Raw genomic sequence first — 19,985 nt, forward strand, 5'->3', positions numbered from 1 at the left:
GCACGCTCAAGCCATCGCGCAGACCATCCATGATCGATAGCCGCTCACCGTAGCTCAGGTGACTGTAGTTCTTCCCCATCGCACCGCTCCCGTTCCAGCGCACCGGAGCGTGCCCTGTTGCACTTACTTTTGGAACGCGCCACTGGAATCTCCAATTGAGTGCACTGTCACCGAAACGCGATGGGCTGCCCTCCGTCTCCCCCTTGCCCCCCGCCGCGCTCTCCCTATACAACGCAGCCGTTCCGGGCCGGCGCGCGCCCGGCGATTCGCACCATCACGAGGGCACCATGGCCGACTCCCCGAAGAAGGTCGTCCTCGCCTATTCCGGCGGGCTCGACACCTCGATCATCCTGCGCTGGCTGCAGGACACCTACCGATGCGAGGTGGTGACCTTCACCGCCGACCTCGGCCAGGGCGAGGACCTGGAGCCGGCGCGCGCCAAGGCCGCCATGCTCGGCGTCAAGGAGATCTTCGTCGAGGACCTGCGCGAGGAGTTCGTGCGCGACTTCGTGTTCCCGATGTTCCGCGCCAACACCCTGTACGAGGGCACCTACCTGCTCGGCACCTCGATCGCCCGGCCGCTGATCTCCAAGCGGCAGATCGAAATTGCCGAGGCGACCGGAGCGGATGCCGTTGCCCACGGCGCCACCGGCAAGGGCAACGACCAGGTCCGCTTCGAGCTCAGCTACTACGCGCTGAAGCCGGACATCAAGATCATCGCCCCCTGGCGCGAATGGGACCTGACCTCGCGCACCGCCCTGCTGGACTACGCCGAGAAGAACCAGATCCCGATCGCCAAGGACAAGCGCGGCGAGGCGCCGTTCTCGGTCGACGCCAACCTGCTGCACGCCTCCTCCGAGGGCAAGGTGCTGGAGGACCCCTGGGCCGAGCCGGGCGACTACATCTGGTCGCGCACCCTGTCGCCGGAAGACGCCTCGGACGTGCCGGCCTATGTGGAGATCGGCTTCGAGAAGGGCGACGCGGTCAGCATCGACGGCGAGAAGCTGTCGCCGGCCACCCTGCTGACCAGGCTGAACCAGCTCGGCCACGACCACGGCATCGGCCGCCTCGACATGGTCGAGAACCGGTTCGTCGGCATGAAGAACCGCGGCCTGTACGAGACCCCGGGCGGCACCATCCTGCACGTCGCCCACCGTGCGGTGGAGAGCGTCACCCTCGACCGCGGGCTGACGCATCTCAAGGACGAGCTGATGCCGCGCTACGCGACGCTGATCTACAACGGCTTCTGGTTCTCGCCGGAGCGCCGGATGCTGCAGGCGGCGATCGACTACAGCCAGCAGGACGTCACCGGCCGGGTCCGCCTGAAGCTGTACAAGGGCAACACCATCGTGGTCGGTCGCGACAGCGAGAAGAGCCTGTACTCGGCCGACTGGGTGACCTTCGAGGAGAGCGCGGTCGCCGACTACGACCACAAGGACGCCGCCGGCTTCATCAAGCTGAACGCGCTCCGCCTGCGCCTGAAGAAGATGCTGCAGGGCTAAGGCCGACGGGGCAGCGCCCGTCGCCTCGTGGGTTCCGGATCGGCCGCGCCGGGGGCGGCGCGTCCGTCCGGAATGACGACAGGGGGGGGGAAGTGGCTCAGCCTACCCCGGCCAGTGCCGGATACAGGTCGTTCCATTCCGGATTGGTCTGCTCGATCAACGCAGTCTTCCACGCGCGCCGCCAGCCCTTGAGGCGGGTCTCGCGCTGTATGGCGGCGAGCATGTCCGGGTGCGGCTCGAACCAGACCGGCCGATTGACGCGGTAGCGCGCGGAGAAGCCGGGCGGTTGCTCGCGATGCGCCCAGACCCGTCGAATCAGGTCCGCCGTCACCCCGACATAGAGGGTGCCATTCCGCTTCGACGCCAGGATGTAGACACAAGGACGAAGGGTGCGCGCCATGCCCCTCGTATGGATGGGGCAAGGCGGCTTTCCGCATGGGTTCCGGATGCGTGCCGCCGGCGGCGACCCGCTCCGGAATGACGGAGAGCAGGCGGGACCGTTTCCCCCCATCCTTCGTCATTCCGGAGCGGACCCCGGACCTGATCCGGGGGACGCATCCGGAACCCACGGCTCGACGGGCGGCCTGGACAGCCCGGCGCCTGCCCGGCACGCTCGTCGGATGACCGACGCTCCCACCGCTTCCGCCCCCGCTCCCGCCCCCGCTCCCGCCAACGACACCCGGCCGGCGGCCCTGGTCAGCGGCGGCGGCCAGGGCATCGGCCGGGCCACGGTCGCCCGGCTGGTGGCCGACGGCTGGCGGGTGGCGGCGGTCGACCGCGACGCCGAGGCGCTGGCCGAGGTGACCGCCCGGCACGGCGACCTGGTCTGTGCGATTCCGGCCGACATCGCCGAGTCCGAAGCGGTACCGGCCGCCGTCGAGCGCGCGGTGGCGGCGTTCGGCCGGCTCGACGCGCTGGTCAACAACGCCGGGATCGGCGCCAACGGCCCGCTCGAGCGGCTCGACCTGGCCGACTGGAACCGGGTGCTGGCCGTCAACCTGACCGCGCCGATGCTGTTCGCCCGGCACGCCGCCCCGCATCTGCGGGCCTCGGGCCAGGGCGCCATCGTCAACGTCGCCTCGACCCGGGCGCTGATGAGCGAGGCCGACACCGAGGCCTACTCGGCGTCCAAGGGCGGGATCGTGGCCCTCACCCATGCGCTGGCGGTCTCGCTCGGCCCGGCGGTCCGGGTCAACGCGGTGTCGCCCGGCTGGATCGAGACCGGCCCCTGGCAGAAGGCGAGCCGGCGGCGCGAGCCGAGCCACAGCGAGGCCGACCGCGCCCAGCACCCGGCCGGCCGGGTCGGCACGCCGGAGGACGTGGCCGAGGCGATCGCCTTCCTGCTGTCGCCGCGCAGCGGCTTCGTCACCGGCCACAACCTGGTGATCGACGGCGGCATGACCCGGAAGATGATCTACGTCGAGTAGGCCCGGTATGTCGGATCGGTCAGGCCGGTTTCGGGCGACAGCCGGCTCCCGATCCGACACAGTCGGATCGGACGGCGACGGAACGATCGCGCCGGCGGGATACCGAGGGAGGGAACACCATGAAACAGCAGAGCAGCGCGCTGTCGCGCCGCGGATTCCTGACACGGCTGGCGGCGCTCGGCGGCGCCGGCGCGGTCTATCACGGGCTCACCACGCTCGGGCTGCTGGCGGTGCCGCCGGCCTATGCCGGGATCCCGGCCTACCCCGCCGGGATCGGCAAGGGCCGGCGGGTGGCGATCCTGGGCGCCGGCATGGCCGGGCTGACCGCGGCGCTGCTGCTGGCGCGCGCCGGCTTCGAGGTGAAGGTGATCGAGGCCAACAAGCACATCGGCGGCCGCAGCCTGACGGTCCGCCCGGGCGACAGCTTTGCCGAGGCCGGCCGCGAGGCGATGGTCTGCCGGTTCGACGACGGCCTGTACCTGAACGCCGGCCCCGGGCGCATCCCGCACCACCACACCGCGGTCCTGGAGTACTGCCGCGAGCTGGGGGTGGCGATGGAGCCCTACATCTTCGCCAGCCGCGCCAATCTGCTGCAGAGCGACAAGGCGTTCGGCGGCCAGCCGATCCAGCTGCGGCGGATCAAGCACGACCTGCGCGGCCAGCTCGCCGAGATGCTGGCCAAGGTGCCGGACCCGGCGGCGCTGGACGCCACCCTGGGCCCGGCCGACCGCTCGGCGTTCCTGGAGATGCTGCGCGAGTTCGGGGCGCTGCAGAGCCAGGGCGGCGGTCTGGTCTACCGCGGGTCGAACCGGGCCGGCTACGCGATCCCGCCCGGCGCCGCGCGCACCCCCGGCACCCTGAACCCGGAGATCGAGCTCAAGGCCCTGCTGGACTCGGACTTCTGGAAGAACGGCCTGTTCAACGACATGGTCGACTACTGGCAGACCAGCCTGATGCAGCCGGTCGGCGGCATGGACATGATCGTCCAGGGCCTGCTGCGCGCCGCCGTCCCGGGCGGCCGCACGGTCCGCGACCTGGTGGTCACCGAGAGCCCGGTCGCCGAGGTCGCCAATACCGCTACCGGCGTCCGGGTCGTCCACGCCAACGGCACCGAGGTCGCGGATTTCTGCATCTCGACCATGGCGCCGTCGCTGCTGGCGAAGGTGAAGAACAACTTCACGCCGGCCTATGCCGGGGCGCTGCGCCGCATCCAGGACGCCGCCGCCTTCAAGCTGGGCTGGCAGGCGACCCGGCGGTTCTGGGAAGAGGACGACCAGATCTACGGCGGCATCAGCTGGACCGACCATCCGGTCACCCAGATCTGGTATCCGTCCGACGAGTTCTTCGCGAAGACCGGGGTGCTGACCGGCGCCTACAACAACGGCGCCACCGCCGAACTGTTCGGCCGGCTGCCGCATGACGGGCGGGTGGCGCTGGCCCTCGAGGGCGGCGAGAAGCTGCACCCCGGATTCTCGAACTGGGTCTACCGGGACCGGGCGCTGTCGATCGCCTGGCAGAACATGCCGCATTTCGCCGGCGGCTGGCAGAACAACCCGCCCGAGGCCGATCCGGACGCCTATTTCCGCCTGACGGTCCCCGAGGGCAACGTCATGCTTGCGGGCGACTTCCTGAGCTACTGGTGGGGCTGGAAGGAGGGCGCGATCCGCTCCGCCGACCTGGCGGTCGAGGCGATCGTCGCGCGGGTCGGCGCGGCACGGCAGTAGCGCCGGCCGAAGCTCAGGACAGCGGGTGCGGCCAGACGCCGGTGTACATCGGATGCAGGCCGTACAGCGCCAGCCACAGCAGCAGGCCGAGCGCCACCCGCCACAGGCCGATGCCGCGCCAGTCGACCCGTACCCGGCCCTGCAGGGCGGCCAGGAACGGGATGCGCGAGGTGGTGAGGGCCATCGGCCCCCAGGCCGGCTCGGTCCGGCGGCGGACCTTGGCGTCGATCGCCGGCATGCCGCCATAGGACAGCAGGGCGATCCCGCCGAACAGCAGGATCGAGGCCAGGTCGCCGTTGGTCGACAGGTGGACCAGCCCCCACAGCCCGGTGGCGTTCAGGAACGGGTGGCGGGTGACGGTCAGGATGCCGCGCACCGGGTTCGGCTCGTCCAGGGCCGATTCCCCGCCGACCGCCGTCGGGTTGCGGGTGGTGACGCCGGCGACCAGCAGGACCGCCGCGACCGGCATCAGCAGGTTGGGGATCCAGCGCGTCCACAGCGGCGGCGTCCAGACCTCGACGAACGGGGCGTCGCGGAACGCCAGCACCGTCCAGGTCAGCGACGCCAGGGCCAGCAGGGCGTATAGCCCGCGGAACCGCTCCTCGCCGACGGCCTTCACCGCCGGCTCGCGCAGCGGCGGCGACGACAGGGCGAAATGGCCGCCGACGAACACCACGAGCCCCAGGAGCAGCGCGTCGATGGTGCCGAGCATCGCGGTCTGGCCCCTTTTCGCAGTTCGAGTACAGTGCCGATATGACATGCCCTCCCGATGAAGCCAACCCCGGCCCCGAGCCGGACCTTGAGCCGGACGCGGCACCGGCGCCGAGCGTCGACGAGCCGGTGCGCGCCGCCATCCTGCAGCACTGCACCGCCGCCGGCCCCGGCAAGTCCGCCGACGTCTCGGCGATCGCCCAGGCGCTCGGCGGAAAGCCGGCCGACGTGGTGCCGTGGCGGGCGCTGATCCGCCGCATCCGGGCCGAGGCGGCGGCCATGCAGGACCAGGGCCTGATCGTGGTGCTGCGCAAGGGCAGGCCGGTCGACATCCGCGCCGCCAAGGGCGTGATCCGCCTGGCGCTGGCGGGCGCCGCGGCGGGCTGACGATGGCCGGGCCGGCGGTGACCGTGGCGACCGTGCAGTGCCCGGTCACCGGCAGCCCGGCGCACAACGCCGCCGCGATCGTCCGCGCCATGCGCCGGGCCGCCGCCCGCGGCGCCCGCGTCGTGCACTGCACCGAGGGCGCGCTGTCGGGCTACACCCGGGAGCAGATCCCGTCGTGGGACGCGGTCGACTTCGCCGCGGTCCGCGCCGGCCTGGAGCGGATCGCCGCGGAGGCCCGGCGTCTCGGGGTCTGGGCAGTGGTCGGCTCGGCGCATGCCCTGACGCCGCCGAACCGGCCGCACAACGCCCTGTATGTCGTCTCCGACCGCGGCGAGATCGCCGGCCGCTACGACAAGCGGCGGTGCTCGAACAACGAGATCAACAACTGGTACTCGCCGGGCTTCGAGCCCTGCGTCTTCGCGGTCGACGGCATCCGCTTCGGCTGCGCGCTCTGCATCGAGGTGAATTTCCCCGAGCTGTTCGTCGAGGCGGCCGGACTCGGCGTCGACGTGATGCTGCTGTCGGCCTATTCGCGCGACCCGATTTACGGCGTACTGGCACAGGCGCACGCGGCGGCCAACAACCTTTGGGTCAGCTACAGCGTCCCGGTCGACGCCAGCCCCGCCTATGCCAGCCGGATGTTCGGGCCGGACGGCAGCGAGGTCGCCCGCTGCCGGCGCCGTCGCGACCAGGTCCTGGTGACCCCCGTGGTCCCCGGCGACCCGGCCTGGGAGATCCCGCTGCGCCGCGCCCGGCCATGGCGGGCCCTGGCGCGGGCCGGCGGGATCTACGAGGCCCGGCGCGTCGACGACCCGCGCAGCCGCGCGCTCGAACCGCTGGCGCGTCGGCTCCCGTCCGGGACCGGCAGCGATGTCCGCACGAAAGGAAGGCCCGGATGAGCACCGACCACTGGCTGACGGTGGCGCGCGAGACGATCGCGCAGGTCAAGTTCTGCTGGGCCATCACGATCGCCGCCGACGGCAGCCCCAGCGCCCGCGTCATCCAGCCGATGCCGCTCGCCGACGACTGGTCGGTCCGGTTCCTGACCCGTCGGGATGGCCGCAAGGTCGCCGAGATCGAGAGCGCGGGCCGGCTGACCCTCGGCTATCAGCACGACCCGGAGTTCGCCTATGTCACCCTGACCGGCCGGCCACGGGTGCTGGACGACGTCGCGTACAAGCGCGGGATCTGGTCGCCGGTCTCCGAGCGCTACTACCCGGGCGGCCCGGACGACCCGAACGTCGCGGTCGTCCATCTCGATACCGACCGGATCGAGCTGTGGAGCTCGCTCCGGAAGGTAGCGCCGGAGCCCTACGCGCTCAGTGCCGCAATTCTCGAGCGCGACGGCGCCGGGTGGCGGACCTCGCAAACCTGAGGCAGCCCCTGGGAAAGCTCGGAGCGGCGGGTGGGTTCCGGCTCGACCGCGCCGAGGCGGCGCGTCCGTCCGGAATGACGAAAAGAGGAGATCAGCCCTCTATTTCTTCGTCATCCCGGCCGTGGCGAAGCGAACAGCCGGGACCCACGAAGCGACGGGCGATCGCCGCCCTACATCCCCGGCTCGGCCGCGCCGAGGCGGCGCGTCCGTCCGGAATGACGAAAAGAAAAGATCAGCCCTCTATTTCTTCGTCATCCCGGCCGTAGCGAAGCGAAGAGCCGGAACCCACGAAGCGACGGGCGATCGCCGCCCTACATCCCCGGCTCGGCCGCGCCGGGGCGGCGCGTCCGTCCGGAATGACGAAAAGCAGAGATCAGCCCTCTATTTCTTCGTCATCCCGGCCGTAGCGAAGCGAAGAGCCGGAACCCACGAAGCGACGGGCGATCGCCGCCCTACATCCCCGGCACCGGCAGCCCGCGCCGGCGGCAGGCGGCCTCGACGGTGTTGCGCAGCAGCACGGCGATGGTCATCGGCCCGACGCCGCCCGGCACCGGGGTGATGGCGCCGGCGACCGCGGCGGCCTCCGCGAAGGCGACGTCGCCGACCAGCCGGGTCCTGCCCTCGCCCCGGTCGGGCGCCGGCACCCGGTTGATGCCGACGTCGATCACCGTCGCGCCCGGCTTCACCCAGTCGCCGCGCACCATCTCCGGCCGGCCGACGGCGGCCACCAGGATGTCGGCCTGGCGGCACATGGCGGCCAGGTCGCGGGTCCGGGAATGCGCGATCGTGACCGTGCAGTTGGCGCCCAGCAGCAGCTGCGCCATCGGCTTGCCGACGATGTTGGAGCGCCCGACCACCACGGCGTGCAGGCCCGACAGGTCGCCCAGCCGGTCCTTCAGCAGCAGCAGGCAGCCGAGCGGCGTGCATGGCACCAGGGCGGCGCCGCCGGTCGCCAGCCGGCCGGCGTTGACCACGTGGAAGCCGTCGACGTCCTTGGCCGGATCGATGGCGTCGAGCACGGCCTGGCTGTCGATCTGCGCCGGCAGCGGCAGCTGCACCAGGATGCCGTCGACGGCGTCGTCGGCGTTCAGGTCGGCGATCAGCGCCAGCAGGGTCTCCTGGTCGGTGCCGGCGTCCAACCGGTGCTCGACCGAGTGCATGCCGGTCTCGACGGTCTGCTTCGCCTTGTTGCGGACATAGACCTGGCTGGCCGGGTCCTCGCCGACCAGCACCACCGCCAGCCCCGGCTTGAAGCCGGGGTCGCGGGCCAGCCCGGCGACCGCCCCGGCCACCCGCCCGCGCAGCCCCTCGGCGAACGCCTTGCCGTCGATGATCGCGCCCGTGCTCATCCGCCCGTTTCCCCGCTCTGCCGTTCGATGTCGCGCAGCCAGTCGTCCAGCCGGGTCGCCAGCCCGGCCGGGTCGTCGTCCCGTATCAGCAGGGTCTTGCGCCGGTCGGTCGCCCCCTGCACCACCTCGACCGCCGTTTTCGGCACCCGCCAGCGCCTGGCCAGCAGTGCCGTCACCGCCTTGTTGGCGCGGCCATCCTCGGGCACCGCGGTGACGGAGACTTGCAGCCAGGCGACGCCGGCTTGGTCGAGGGCGACGCCGCGCACCCGGTCGGCGGAGGCCTTCGGCGTCACCCGGACCGCCACCCGCACGCCGCCGGCCGCGACCTGGAACGGCGACGCCGTCACCGCCGGACGCCGGTCAGCGCACCATGGCGCCGACCAGCTCGTGCAGCAGCCGCAGGCCGAACTGCAGCGCCAGCACGAGCACCACCGGCGAAATGTCGATGCCGCCGAGATTCGGCATGACGTTGCGGATCGGCCGCAGCAGCGGCTCGATGATCCGCGAGAGGAAGTCCATCACCACGTAGACGACGCGGTTGTAGGCGTTGACCACGCCGAACTTCACCAGCAGGTCGATCACGATGTAGGCGAACAGGAGGTAGGTGTACGCCTGGACCACCCAGTCGATCAGCCAGAGAATCGAGTACATCGCGATCCGCCCTCCATGGTGTGCGCCGCACCCTAACCAGGGTGGCCGGCGACGGCAAGATTCCGCGGTATCCGGCATCGGCCGCCGCGGTTCGTCGGGCGCGCGCCGGACAATGGTTGCGGAGCGCCCCGCCGGGACTCGCCATGGTGAGCCGAATCGGACGATTCATGTAACGTTCCTAATGTTTTGTTGGCCATTCCTACAGTTTCATATAATTTTGAGGGTAATGAGGGCGTCCATGTCACCGATCGGCGATTCGCTGCCAGTCGAAGGGATCTTTGACGCGCTGGCGTCGATCGACGTGGCGGTGGCGATCTACGACCGCAACGACTGCGTGGTGGCGGTCAGCCCCTACTACCGGTCGATGTTTCCCGAGGAGGAACTGACGGTCGGGCTGTCGTACCGCGACGCCCTGCAGCGCTTCGCCCAGCGCCACGACCGCGTCAGGGTGCTCGGCTACCCGGACATGGAGAGCTACCTCGACGCCGAGATCAAGCGTCACCGGACCCCGTACGCCCACCAGGTCTACAAGCTCGCCAGCGGACGCTGGATCGAGTCGCGCAAGGTACCGCTGCCCGACGGCGGGATCGTCGGCCTGTGGCGCGACATCACCGTCCAGAAGGACGCCGAGGCGGCGATGCTGCGCTCCAAGGAGGCGTCCGACCTGGCGAGCCGGGCCAAGGCCGACTTCCTCGCGCTCATGAGCCACGAACTGCGCACCCCGCTGAACGCGGTGATCGGCTTCGCCCAGCTCCTGGAGCGCTCCAGCGGCACCATGCCGGTCGAGACCATGGGCGAGTATGCCGGGCTGATCCGCAGCAGCGGCGAGCAGCTGCTGCAGACCATCAACGACATCCTCGACCTGACCCGGCTCGCCGGGAACGGCGCCAACATCCCGATGGCGCTGGTGCAGCTCGACGCGGTGACCGCGACCTGCATGCGGATCGCCGAACCGTTCGCCCGGCCGCGCCAAGTCACGCTGCTGGACGAGGTGCCCGAAGGCCTGCCGCCGCTGCGCGCCGACGCGGCGTCGCTCCGGCGGATGATCACCCACCTGATGTCGAACGCCGTGAAGATGTCCCTGGCCGGGTCCCGGGTCAGCCTGACCGCGGAGCGGCTGCCGGACGGCGGCCTGGCCGTGGTGGTGGCGGACGACGGCCCGGGCATGACGCCGGCGCAGATCCAGGCGGCCATGCAGCCGTTCACCCAGAACGACGAGGTGCGGTCGCGGCGGATGTCCGGCGCCGGCATCGGGCTGCCGCTGATCAAGACCCTGATCGAACTGCATGGCGGCCGGCTGGTGCTGGATTCCGCGCCCGGCAGGGGCACCCGCGCCCGCCTGGAGTTCCCGCCGGCCACGGTGGCGAACTGAGCCTCCGGAGCCGCCGTCAACGACACCTCTTGAACCGGCGGTGCGAAGTTCTTATAACCCCGGTCACTCGACGGGCGGCCCGCGCCGCCCGGTCCAGCACGGTGGGGCGGTAGCTCAGCTGGGAGAGCGTCGCGTTCGCAATGCGAAGGTCGGGAGTTCGATCCTCCTCCGCTCCACCAAAATTCTCCTGAAATCAACATGTTGCGGGGCGCCAGGCCGGCGCGCTACCGGCAGCCCCATTTCGCGACGTCGATTCCCCATTCTCGCCCGAAACGGTCGATATCCGGCGCCAGGCGCGACCGCAGGAACCGCTGCTGTCCGACGGTAAAGATTTCGTCCGTCCTCAGCCGGCTCCTCGACCGATTGCCGTGCGAGATGCCGACCGCATCGCAAGCCGGCAAACCGAGCCAGTCCAGCATCCGGGAAAGCACGTCGCTCTGCGGGTCGATAACGTCGTCATAGTCGAACACGGCGAGTTCGCAGTCCGGCCAGCCCGACCGGAACCGCTCCAGTTGCTCGGCGTACCGGGACACGTACTCGACCAGTGCCAGGTGCCGGAACCGCCGCTCGACCGTGACCGTGCCGTCGTCGATCTGATTGCGAATATGCGATGCCATCCGCTCGATCGGGTCCCGGACGAGATACATGAACCGGAACCGGCGCCCGCTCCGTCGCATTGCGGCAGCCGTCGCGCATGGGTCCGTCAACGGCGCCTTCGTGTAGGCCGTGCTCGCCTCGAGCGCGTACACGTGACGGTCGGGATCGAAGTCGTACTGGGCGTCGTATTCCGCGTAGTCGACGCTGGTCGGATCCGCTTTGCAGAAGAAGGCTGGTTCCTTGACGCGCGCCGCCGCGATCATCGGATGCGCCGACAGCGCGTCGAACACGCTGCTGGTCGCGCATTTCATGGCGCCGATGATGATGCAGTGAGCGTCGATCATTCCGCGAGTTCTAGAGTCCCCGGACGCTCCGGCGCAACACTCGGCCGCGCCGGCGAACCGGCGCACGTGACGCGGCGGCTACCCGTCCGGTATGGTCGCGGCGGGGACGGAACGTCGTTTGTCGAACTCGACGGAATGGTGGTCGATTGCCGAATCGCGAGACACGGCCGGGGGTAGCGCTGGTGCTGCCCTGGCTGGAAGCCGGGTTGGACCGGGATCTCTATCAACTGGACTACGCTTGCCTGCACGCTGCGCTGACCGGTCTCGGCCACGCCGTCCGACTGGTCGACCCGCTCGACGCACGCTGCCTGCGTGAGGTTCTCGCGGCCCCCGAATACCCGCTGGTCGTGACGGTCCGCAGTCAGTCCAAGGACTGGCCGACCCCCGACCGTGGAACCCCCGAGTTCGAGGTTGTCCGGCGCAAGACGCTCGTCACGCTGATCGGCAATCCGCCCTACTACGACGGGTCGACCGGCTTCCACGACGCCGTGTTCGACCGCAAGCTCGGGATGCTCATGGATCACGACTCGCTCGACTACGCCGCGCGGGTGGGTCGCGCCGGGACCAGGCTTCTGCCCTACCGCCCGGCCTACAACGACGTCGGCCTGCGGGACGAGCCGCGGTGGCTGCCAACGTCGCGCCGACCCGTGCCGATCCTGTTCGTCGGGAACTGCGACGATCCGGAGCACTTCCGGGCGTCGTGGCGGGTGGCTTTCGGCCGGCATCCCGAGGTCGTCCGCGCCATCGAGGCCGCGGCCGAGGCTCTCGACGCGGACCTGGCGCTTCCGGTCATCGGCGCCCTGGAGCGGTCGACCGCCGATCTGAGCGTGGAGCTGGACCTGCGAAGCAAGGCCGGGCGTCTGGCGCTCACGCTCCTGACAAGGTTCGCGACCAACCGGTCGCGCCAGCGGTTGCTGGCCCGCTTGACCCTGTATCCGTCGCTGATCGTCGTCGCCGGAAACAGCCGCGTGACGAGCCGGCACAAGGATTGTGTCGTCGCTGGACCGATGACCTTTGCCGGCATGCTGGAAACCATGAAGCGTACGAGGTGCCTGATCTCTCTCAACGCGAACAGCATGACCGGCGCGATCACCGAACGCGTGACCAACGCCATGCGGCGCGGTGTCGTGGTAGTCAACGCCCCCAACACGGCGATGCGTCGCTACGCCGGCACAAGTCTGGGCCTGCTGGGGCCGGCAATGGAGGGCCTGGAAGGCTGGCTCGACTCGGCCCTCGCAGGTCATCCGGCACTCGACGAACTGGGCGCGTCCGCCATTCGGGTCGCCCGATCGACGTTCCGAATGGACGACGCCATCGGCTCCATTCTCCGCTACGCGTCCGATCCCGCCACCTGGGAAGCGCAGCTTGTCGCCACACGGTAGGCATGCGGACCGGCACTCATCGATGCAGCACGACATCGTAGCGATAGTGAGCCGCGTAGTATCCCGGATCCATCGGGCGGACTGTCGCGGTCCAGCCGCACGCCGCCGAAAGCGCCTCGACTTCGTCGATCGACCGCCAGATACCGAGCGGCGACGCCGCTTCGTGCTCGACATTCGCGGCGCGCGGGCGCGTGCCGAAGAACGCGTCGATCCGGTTCCTGTCCGGAAGATTGCCGAGGAAGACACGCTGCACGTTGGTGAAGCGCCGGTGCAGCAATTCAAGCAGCTCCTGGGCGTCCGATCGGGGCAGATACTGGAAGCCCCCGTGGCAGACGGCCTTGGTGAAGAGGGACGGATCCGCCGCGCATCGGACATAGTCCAGGACATCCTGGAGGCGGAATGACTCCTGCGGGCGACGGACGAAGTGCTTGTTCGCCACCCCGATCAAGGTCGGAGAAAAGTCGATCCCCAGTCCGCCCTCGCAGGCCGCAAAGAACCTCGTGGTCAGCGCTCCATTCCCGCAGCAGAGGTCCAGAATCCGGTCGGCCGGTTCGAGGGCGAGTCCGCGCAGCACGGCCTCGACGATCATCGAGATCTGCTCGTCCGAGACCGTCTTGCCGGCAACGGTGTGCTTCACCTGCCCGAAGAAGTCGTCGGGCCCGCTGGCGCCTGCGTAGGACTCGTAGAGATTGCGGACGAACGCCTTGGACACTTGCGAATCTCCGATGGGTCTCAATGCACGTTTCCCGCAGCCAGGTCCGGGACGCTTCGGAGATCGGGTTCGGGACGCGATGCAGCGGGCGACCGGTCGCCGGTATATCCGGCGTCGGGCCAAGCCGCAATCAGCCCGGATCCGTCCGGCAGATCGACCGTCGGATCGTCCCCCACGGGCGCAACGCTTTCCGGGCCCGGGTTGCCGCGAACCGTGGGCTCGCCTCGGCCGCGTCACATGGCGGTCAGGTCCCGGGCCAGCAGGTTGTGCGGCTCCGTCAACAGTCTGTGAAGCATGCTGTCGTCGGGACCGTTCCAGGCCGGCAGGAATCGGAGTTCGACACCGCGACGACGGAACTCGTCATGGTCGTACAAACCCCGGCCGCCAGGCGCGTTGACGTATCGGCGGGCGCCCGTCAATCGACAGATCTCGAGGATACGGTCGGCGCCGCGCAGGTCTGCCGGCAGACCCAGGGCGCTTGACCGGATCCGCGGAGTCGACATCCCCAGGAAGCCGCCGGCGATCCCCAGCAGGTCGTCCAGATAGTCCACCACCCGCCCCTCGACCGCGAACAGGGCCAGGCGAAGCTCCTCGAATTCCGGAAGATCGAGCCGGTCTAGGCCTGGAAATCGACACATCCGCCGCGCGAGCTCGGATCGGGCATCAGCCGGGAAGGCCAGGTTTTCGATCACGGTATCGCGCCGGCACTTGCGCAGCGGCAGCGTCAGCCAGTCGAGCCTCCCCGAGCGGTCGGGCAGGCGGTTGCGGTGGACAAAGCCGCGTCGGGGGAACTGAACGCAGTCGTAGACGACGAAGAGGTCGGCGGCCGCGAATAGCCGGAAGTAGCCCGCATAGGGAAAGAAATAGGGCTGCATCACCGCCACGGTGGTCAACGATCGGCTCCCAGGACGATCCGCACGGCGTCGACGACGTAGTCGATGTCGGCGATGCTCAGATCCGGGGTCATCGGCAGACCCAGCGTCATGGCAGCGGCTCGCTCGCTCTCCGGTGCGGGCAGCCGGGGCATCCCGGCGAAGGCGGGATGCCGGTGGCAGGCCTCCTGCCACCAGCGCAGCGTGCCGATCCCGGCCGCCTCCAGTTCGCGGCCGAGTTCCTCGGCGGTCGTCCACGGGTTCTGCACGACGCAGGTCGCGACGGCGTGCTCGGCGAATCCTGGCGGAAACGTGACTAGATCGCCGATCCCGGCACGGTAGCGGCAGGCATTGTCGATCCACCGCAGCCGGCGCGTCGGCCATTCGTCGAGTGCCGCCAGCCCGACTGCCGCCGTATGCTCGGCGAGCTTGCCGTTGATTCCGATGCTCTGGGAGATCCGGCTTCCATAGAGGCCGAAATTGCCGCGCTCCTCGACCTGGGCGATCAGCGCCGCGTCGGTACTCACGACTACTCCGGCCTCGCCGACGCCGAGCGCCTTGGTCGCATGCAGGCTGACCACCGCCGGTGCGCGCCCTGGTTCGAGGGCGTCCCAGGCGGCCGCCGCGTCGATCACCACCGGGATACCGGTCGCGTCCCGGAAGTCATCCCATTCGGGGCAGGGCACCGCCGCTCCGAACGGGGATACCGGAACCACGGCCGACACCGGCCCCGGGGCCGAGCGCAGGGCCTCGCGCGCGAGCGCAGGGGTGAGCGCCCAGGCGTCCCGGTCGATGTCGACGAACCACGGCGTCAGGCCGGCCCAATGCGCCGCCCCCGGCGTGGCGGCGAAGGTCCAGGACGGCACCATGCAGAGGCCGCCATTCGGCGCCAGCAGACGCAGCGCCAGCATCAGCGCCTGAGTCCCGCTGCTGACCACCGCGAGCTGCGTCTCCTGCAGTCCCTTGGCTTCGGCCAGCCGGCGCTTCAGTTCGAGGACGAGCGGGGCGAAGTTGGCGTAGCGACGGGATTCGTCGATACGTTCGATGTAGCGGGAGATCGACGCCGCAGGCGGCAGCAATGGCCGGCAGACCGGAATCGATGCGGCGGGCCGGTTCAGCAGAAGCCCGCTGCCGCCCGCGCCGGAGTCGCTCCACAGATTCCGTCCATGCTTCACTGCCGCAGCCCCTCCCGGCAGCATCAAAGACCGCAATTCGATAGCCCCACGCAATACCCTTGGCCACCCCGTTCGCGGTACGACGCGCCAGCCGGAATCCGCCTCCTTGACCTCGGCGTCGTCCGGACGCCATGGGCGGCCGCGCCGCCCGGTTCCGCCTCCCGGCTACTGCCCGTAGCGGGCCGCCGTCAGGCCGGCCATGTCGATCTCCGGGGCACGGCCCATGGCCAGGTCGGCGACCGCGCGGGCGGAGCCGCACGCCATCGTCCAGCCGAGCGTGCCGTGCCCGGTGTTCAGGAACAGGTTCGCGTACCGGGTCGGCCCCAGCACCGGGGTCCCGTCCGGCGTCATCGGCCGCAGGCCGGTCCAGCCCTGCGCCCGGCCGAGGTCGCGCAGACGTAGCGGTCGCCGCTGACCCGCCCGTCGGTGGTGTCGACGCCGGCGATCCGGTCGCCCTCGACCGTCAGCCCGCCGATGGTGACGTTGTAGTGGAAGCTGACGCCGAGCGCGGCGGCCCTGGCGGCCAGCGCCTGGGTGAACATCCGGCAGTCGCCGGTCCGGTCGGAGACCAGCCGCAGGCCGCCCATGAACTTGTCGGCCACATGCGCGAGGCCGGGTTCCGCGGCGATGCAGCCGTCGCGGTCCAGCACCTCGAAGGGCGAGTCGTACTCGGCGAGCACCGCCTGGTCGGCCCGCGAGGCGTCGATCTGCTTCCGCGTCCGGAACAGCTGCAGGGTGCCTAGTGGTCGAAGTCGACCACTTGCTCCTTCAGGTCGAAGTCGACCGGGACCTCCCGTAGCAGTTCCGGCAGGACATCGCGGCTGTAGTTCGAGATCCGGACCATGCGCCCCTTGTTCAGCGCGTAGGACCGGGCATTGCAGTTGGCGACCATCCGGGCGCACCAGCCCCACATCGCGGGGTCCGTCCGCGGCCGGATCGTCAGCGGCCGATGCCGCATGAACATCCATTTGAGCGCCTTCAACGGCACCCCCGGCGCCGCCCAGGGGGACGTCATGCCGTATGACAGTTCGCCCGCGTTGGCCAAGCTGGTCTCCATCCCGGGCTCGCGCTGGCGGTCCAGGACCTCGACCTCCACGCCCCGCCGGCCAGGTAGTAACGGGCCAGGTAATAGGCGGTCGTGACCCCGATGATCCCGGCGCCCAGAATGACGACCCGCATTTCCACGACCTCCCCGAAGTCGTCAGGACGCGATCCCGAAGGACCGTCACAAGCAACCCTATCGGCCGGGGACCGGGGTGACGAGCGGGACCCGGGCGGCTATCGCCCGGCCGCCCAGGGCCTGGTCTCGATCCGGCCGCCGATGGCGAAATACGAGACCGTCTGCCGGGTCGGGTCCAGCGCCGCCACCAGGCCGGTAATCGGCGTGTCCGGATCGGCCACCGTGGTCAGCCCGGTCGCCAGCACCAGCCCACTGCCGGGCGCACGCCCGCCGGGGAACGGCGTGAACAGGCCGACCGGCCGCAGATAGACGGTCGGGTCGCCGCCGATGCCTTCATGCTCGTGCCCGCTCGGGCCGGTGTATTCGAAGATCGCGACCTCCGGATCGTCCCGCGCCGCCGCCCGCGTCGCCACGATCTGGGCGCGGTAGGGCGACCTGACCACCGGGTTGAATCCGACTTCGGCGAGCGGCGGATAGGTGGCGAAGCCCGCGCCGAGCATGCCGGCGGCGATGTTGAGGCCGTCGCTGCCGGACAGCGGATCGACCTTGTCGACAATGACCGCGCCCTGCCCGGTCGCCGAGCAGATCGACAGCTTCATGTCGCGGTCGAGCAGAGGATCGCCGGTCGAGGCGGCGAAGGCGTCGCCGCCGAGCGTCGCCTCCGACAGGATCTGGCCGCTCAGGGCGGCGATGCGGTTGCGCACGCCCGGGCCGTTCGCGACGACGATGTCGTCCCAGTTGTCGCCGTCGATGTCGGCCACCGCGACGCGCACGCCGCCGACGGCGTAGGACGGATCGAACACCGGCACTTCCAGCTTCAGCCGCGCCGTCCAGCCGCCGCTTCCGTCGGCGACGATGTCGAAGACCGCCACCGACGGCCGGGTGCCCGGACCGGAGCCGACCACCACCTCGTCGACCGCGTCGCCGTCGATGTCGCCCAGCGCCACGGTCGCGCCGTCGCCGGCGCCGCCGAACGGCCGGAACTGCACAACGGTTCCCCCGGGGTCACGCGGGTCGACCAGCCGCACCGCCGGCCGGCCCTGCAGCGGCGCGACCGCGAGGACGGCGCCGTAGCCGCCGAGCGCGTTTCCCACGTCGGCGCTCACGCCGCCCCGGTAGTCGCGGTCGAAGGCATGGAACCGGGCGATCTCCCGGCCGCCGGCCGCCTCGACCAGGCTGACCAGCGGGGCGCCGCCGGGACCGGCGGCGACGGCGACCAGTTCCTGTCCGCGCGGCCGCGAGATCGCGACCGAGGCCATCATGCCGCTGTCCTCGTGCAGCAGCATATGGCAGTGCATGACGAACTTGCCCGGAAAGGCCGAGGCCCGGAGCCGCAGATGGACCTTGCTGCGCCCCGGCAGGGTCAGCGTGTCCATCATCCGCAGATACGGGTAGAAGACCGGGTTCTCCGGCAGGTCGCGGCGCAGCTTGGTCAGCGCCTGGTCCTCGTAATACTCCATGCGCTCGACGTAGAAGTCGCCCTGGTGGATGTGGATCGGGTGCGCGACCTGGGAATAGGTGCTCACGATCCAGGTCTCGACGTCGCCGGAATAGCCCTGGATGACCGGTGTCGCCGGGAAATAGCCGAAATTGACGCGCCCCCGCAGATACTGCTCGTCGAAGTCGAAGGCGATCTCGCGGGTCAGGACGGACGGTGCGCCGGCGACCGACGGCGGGTCGGTCGGGCCGAAATCGGGCGGCGCGCGCATCTCGGCGTCGCCGGCGACCTGCACCGTGGCGAGGATGAGCGAGGGCACGAACGCCTGCGGCGGCTGGAAGGTCAGCATGGCCGGCAGGTTGCCGACCTGGCGCGTGTAGGCGCGGTCGACGGCGTTGATCAGGTAGTAGGTGCCGGGCTCCGGCGGCGCGGTGACCGCCCAGGTCAGGCGTTCGCCCGGGGCGATGAAGAAGTCGGCGATCGGGTCGCGATGCTTGACCAGGTAGCCGGGCAGCGGCGTGTAGTGATCGTTGCCGTCCTGCCCGAGCATGGTGGTGCGGAACAACGGCGTGGCGGGATCGACCCTGCCGTCGGCGCCGACCCGCAGCAGCGCCAGCGAATAGGCCGAGGAGGCGTTGAAGTTGGCGGCCGTCCAGACCTGGGTCTCGTTCCGCCGCATGGCGATCGTCGGGTTGAGCTGGCCGTTGACCAGGTGGCTGGGCCGGTAGTCGGGCGCGATGCGGGGCCCGCCCTCCGCGGCCGTCGGGTTGGGGTCGGTGAAGGTCGGGCTGGTGGCGTTGGTCACCGGGCCCAGGACGAACAGGCCGGGATCCGCCGGGCTCGGCGCCACCGCCAGCCCGCTGAAGACCAGCTGCCGTGTCGCCAGCCCTTCGACCAGGGCCCGATGCCGGGGAGCGACCACCGAGCCGACCTGGATCAGCCCCGCCATGCCGCCGAACACCTGCGGCGCCGTCGAGCCGTGCATATGCGGGTGGTACCAGTCCATGCCTTCGCTGTGGTCCTCGCCGAGCCGCATCTCGGTCCGGTAGCGGCCGCCTGGCAGGAACGAGCGGTAGACGTTGTCGCCCCGGCCGGCCGGGCTGACCAGCAGGCCGTGGGTGTGGATGTTCGAGGCGTCCGGGACCGGTTCGGTCGGATCGAAATGCGCGTCGCTCCTCTGCACCACCGACGTGGGGACCCGCTCGTCGTTGATCGTGAGCTTCAGCGTGTCGCCGGGCTCGATCATCAGGGTCGGCGCCGGGAACACCCCGTTGAAGGACGAGACCATGCCGCCGAGACGGCCCTGGCCCTGGTAGCTCGTCAGCCTGTAGGGCCGCGAGCCGACCAGCATCGGGTTCTCGGGCGTGCCGGTGACCAGTCGCAGGTCGGCCTCGAGCAGGCCGCCGGACGACCGCAGGGCGCGATCGCCGGCCGTCAGGTCGAGCAGCGGACCGTCCGACGGCGGCGGCGTGCCGGCATAGGGCGTGATCGCCACGCCGAGCCTCGGCTGGAAGGAGATCACCTCGCCGCAGGGCAGGAACACCACGTCTCCGGGTCTGGCCGGGCACTGCGGCGCCGGCAGGCCGTTCCCGGACGCCTGGGACGGCAGCGTCAGGAGTGCGGCCAGCAGCAGGACCGGGGCGGCAAGCCCCGCCGCCCGGGGCGCACGCGTCATTGTGCCGGTTCCGTTCGATGGCATGGCCGTCGCCTCCCAAGGAATTCCTGGCACGAACCCGCCGCGCCGCTCGGTCGCAATCATTCGGACAGGCCGGCCGGCGGCCCCGTGG

Annotated in this window: 21 protein-coding genes and 1 tRNA gene; 9 read left to right on the forward strand and 13 right to left on the reverse strand. The window is 70.4% G+C overall.

The genetic code is table 11. The annotated features are described in order from the left end of the window. Positions 1–287: 287 nt before the first annotated feature. Positions 288–1,502 (forward strand): argininosuccinate synthase, encoded by a 1,215-nt coding sequence (locus RIC31_RS13350; RefSeq protein WP_350108090.1) that lies wholly within the window; start codon positions 288–290, stop codon positions 1,500–1,502. Positions 1,503–1,599: 97 nt separating this feature from the next. Here RIC31_RS13350 and RIC31_RS13355 read toward each other — a convergent pair whose 3' ends face one another. Then, positions 1,600–1,902 (reverse strand): GIY-YIG nuclease family protein, encoded by a 303-nt coding sequence (locus RIC31_RS13355; RefSeq protein ID WP_350108093.1) that lies wholly within the window; start codon positions 1,900–1,902, stop codon positions 1,600–1,602. A gap of 220 nt (positions 1,903–2,122) precedes the next feature. Between RIC31_RS13355 and RIC31_RS13360 the strand changes: the two genes are divergently transcribed. After that, positions 2,123–2,929, forward strand: a complete 807-nt coding sequence (locus RIC31_RS13360; RefSeq protein WP_350108096.1) for a glucose 1-dehydrogenase — start codon at positions 2,123–2,125, stop codon at positions 2,927–2,929. Between the two features lie 119 nt (positions 2,930–3,048). Then, the gene (locus RIC31_RS13365) at positions 3,049–4,653 is read left to right on the forward strand and encodes a flavin monoamine oxidase family protein (protein ID WP_350108099.1); all 1,605 of its coding nucleotides are present in this window, start codon (positions 3,049–3,051) and stop codon (positions 4,651–4,653) included. A 13-nt stretch (positions 4,654–4,666) separates the two neighbouring features. Here RIC31_RS13365 and RIC31_RS13370 read toward each other — a convergent pair whose 3' ends face one another. Further along, positions 4,667–5,365, reverse strand: a complete 699-nt coding sequence (locus RIC31_RS13370) for an NnrU family protein (protein ID WP_350108102.1) — start codon at positions 5,363–5,365, stop codon at positions 4,667–4,669. 41 nt (positions 5,366–5,406) lie between these two features. Between RIC31_RS13370 and RIC31_RS13375 the strand changes: the two genes are divergently transcribed. Genes RIC31_RS13375 through RIC31_RS13385 form a run of 3 tightly spaced genes read left to right on the forward strand, consistent with a single transcriptional unit; the run spans position 5,407 to position 7,126 of the window. Further along, positions 5,407–5,751 carry a DUF3253 domain-containing protein gene (locus tag RIC31_RS13375; protein WP_350108105.1) on the forward strand — a complete coding sequence of 115 codons (345 nt, stop codon included), beginning with the start codon at positions 5,407–5,409 and terminating at the stop codon, positions 5,749–5,751. A 2-nt stretch (positions 5,752–5,753) separates the two neighbouring features. Continuing rightward, positions 5,754–6,650 (forward strand): carbon-nitrogen hydrolase family protein, encoded by an 897-nt coding sequence (locus RIC31_RS13380; protein ID WP_350108107.1) that lies wholly within the window; start codon positions 5,754–5,756, stop codon positions 6,648–6,650. Continuing rightward, positions 6,647–7,126, forward strand: coding sequence for a pyridoxamine 5'-phosphate oxidase family protein (locus tag RIC31_RS13385; RefSeq protein WP_350108110.1), 480 nt, complete (start codon positions 6,647–6,649; stop codon positions 7,124–7,126). The genes RIC31_RS13380 and RIC31_RS13385 overlap by 4 nt, the downstream gene beginning before the upstream one ends. Before the next feature lie 452 nt (positions 7,127–7,578). On the opposite strand, the gene folD is transcribed toward RIC31_RS13385, so the two are convergent. The 3 genes from folD to RIC31_RS13400 are packed head-to-tail and all read right to left on the reverse strand — an operon-like array spanning position 7,579 to position 9,126. Then, complete coding sequence (gene folD / locus RIC31_RS13390; protein ID WP_350108113.1) at positions 7,579–8,475, reverse strand: bifunctional methylenetetrahydrofolate dehydrogenase/methenyltetrahydrofolate cyclohydrolase FolD; 897 nt, start codon at positions 8,473–8,475, stop codon at positions 7,579–7,581. After that, on the reverse strand, positions 8,472–8,822 hold the full coding sequence (locus RIC31_RS13395; RefSeq protein WP_350108116.1) for a DUF167 domain-containing protein: 351 nt from the start codon (positions 8,820–8,822) through the stop codon (positions 8,472–8,474). The genes folD and RIC31_RS13395 overlap by 4 nt, the downstream gene beginning before the upstream one ends. Before the next feature lie 13 nt (positions 8,823–8,835). Continuing rightward, entirely contained in the window at positions 8,836–9,126 is a 291-nt protein-coding gene (locus tag RIC31_RS13400) for a YggT family protein (RefSeq protein WP_350108119.1), read from the reverse strand. A 238-nt stretch (positions 9,127–9,364) separates the two neighbouring features. On the opposite strand from RIC31_RS13400, the gene RIC31_RS13405 reads away from it, so the two are divergent. Together RIC31_RS13405 and RIC31_RS13410 are read left to right on the forward strand one after the other, a co-directional pair. Continuing rightward, positions 9,365–10,498 carry a sensor histidine kinase gene (locus RIC31_RS13405; RefSeq protein ID WP_350108123.1) on the forward strand — a complete coding sequence of 378 codons (1,134 nt, stop codon included), beginning with the start codon at positions 9,365–9,367 and terminating at the stop codon, positions 10,496–10,498. Positions 10,499–10,601: 103 nt separating this feature from the next. Beyond that, positions 10,602–10,677, forward strand: a tRNA-Ala gene (locus tag RIC31_RS13410). A gap of 45 nt (positions 10,678–10,722) precedes the next feature. Here RIC31_RS13410 and RIC31_RS13415 read toward each other — a convergent pair. Continuing rightward, entirely contained in the window at positions 10,723–11,385 is a 663-nt protein-coding gene (locus RIC31_RS13415; RefSeq protein WP_350108125.1) for a sulfotransferase family protein, read from the reverse strand. Positions 11,386–11,621: 236 nt separating this feature from the next. Between RIC31_RS13415 and RIC31_RS13420 the strand changes: the two genes are divergently transcribed. Continuing rightward, a complete protein-coding gene (locus RIC31_RS13420) occupies positions 11,622–12,821 on the forward strand; it encodes a hypothetical protein (protein WP_350108128.1) in 1,200 nt (399 codons plus the stop codon). A 16-nt stretch (positions 12,822–12,837) separates the two neighbouring features. Here RIC31_RS13420 and RIC31_RS13425 read toward each other — a convergent pair whose 3' ends face one another. From RIC31_RS13425 to RIC31_RS13455, 7 genes are all read right to left on the reverse strand, one after another. Then, positions 12,838–13,533: a class I SAM-dependent methyltransferase gene (locus RIC31_RS13425; protein ID WP_350108131.1), complete on the reverse strand. Its 696-nt coding sequence runs from the start codon at positions 13,531–13,533 to the stop codon at positions 12,838–12,840. A 233-nt stretch (positions 13,534–13,766) separates the two neighbouring features. Then, positions 13,767–14,417: a WbqC family protein gene (locus tag RIC31_RS13430; protein WP_350108555.1), complete on the reverse strand. Its 651-nt coding sequence runs from the start codon at positions 14,415–14,417 to the stop codon at positions 13,767–13,769. A 5-nt stretch (positions 14,418–14,422) separates the two neighbouring features. Beyond that, on the reverse strand, positions 14,423–15,604 hold the full coding sequence (locus RIC31_RS13435; protein WP_350108558.1) for a DegT/DnrJ/EryC1/StrS family aminotransferase: 1,182 nt from the start codon (positions 15,602–15,604) through the stop codon (positions 14,423–14,425). 141 nt (positions 15,605–15,745) lie between these two features. Continuing rightward, a complete protein-coding gene (locus tag RIC31_RS13440) occupies positions 15,746–15,931 on the reverse strand; it encodes an FAD-dependent oxidoreductase (protein WP_350108134.1) in 186 nt (61 codons plus the stop codon). Continuing rightward, positions 15,928–16,314 carry an FAD-dependent oxidoreductase gene (locus RIC31_RS13445; RefSeq protein ID WP_350108561.1) on the reverse strand — a complete coding sequence of 129 codons (387 nt, stop codon included), beginning with the start codon at positions 16,312–16,314 and terminating at the stop codon, positions 15,928–15,930. Before RIC31_RS13445 ends, RIC31_RS13440 begins: the two co-directional genes overlap by 4 nt. Before the next feature lie 5 nt (positions 16,315–16,319). Further along, the gene (locus RIC31_RS13450; protein ID WP_350108137.1) at positions 16,320–16,676 is read right to left on the reverse strand and encodes an FAD dependent oxidoreductase family protein; all 357 of its coding nucleotides are present in this window, start codon (positions 16,674–16,676) and stop codon (positions 16,320–16,322) included. A gap of 182 nt (positions 16,677–16,858) precedes the next feature. Beyond that, complete coding sequence (locus tag RIC31_RS13455; RefSeq protein ID WP_350108140.1) at positions 16,859–19,873, reverse strand: multicopper oxidase domain-containing protein; 3,015 nt, start codon at positions 19,871–19,873, stop codon at positions 16,859–16,861. Positions 19,874–19,985: the final 112 nt, after the last annotated feature.

The organism is Thalassobaculum sp., assembly GCF_040219615.1.
Lineage (GTDB): Bacteria > Pseudomonadota > Alphaproteobacteria > Thalassobaculales > Thalassobaculaceae > Thalassobaculum_A.